The organism is Pseudomonas sp. PF05, from assembly GCF_056521845.1.
In genome coordinates this window covers 1-329 of record NZ_JBWLPW010000096.1, presented here as the reverse complement: position 1 = coordinate 329, position 329 = coordinate 1, and the positions used below count along the sequence as shown (strand labels likewise).

Annotated in this window: 1 protein-coding gene; it reads left to right on the top strand. The window is 62.0% G+C overall.

Going from position 1 to position 329, the window contains the following annotated elements; translation table 11 throughout:
- Nucleotides 1-329, top strand: a 329-nt coding sequence (locus tag AC09SL_RS29590; protein WP_479572026.1) for an AMP-binding protein, incomplete at both ends; no start/stop codon positions are given.

Here is a 329-nt window from a genome sequence, read left to right as displayed (position 1 = left end):
CCGGTGTTCGCCCAACTGCGCTACCTGATCGTCGGTGGCGATGTGCTCGACCCGGCGGTGATCGGTCGCGTTCTGAAGGAAGGCGCGCCGGCTCACTTGCTCAACGGCTACGGCCCGACCGAAGCCACCACCTTCACCACCACCCATGAAATCAAAGCCGTCGGCGAGGGTGGCATCCCGATTGGTCGTCCGATTGGCAACACCCGCGTCTATGTGCTGGACGCCAACCAACAGACGGTGCCCATCGGCGTGGCGGGTGAGTTGTATATTGGTGGAGACGGCGTGGCGAAAGGGTATTTGAATCGCCCTGAACTGACCGCCGAGAAGTT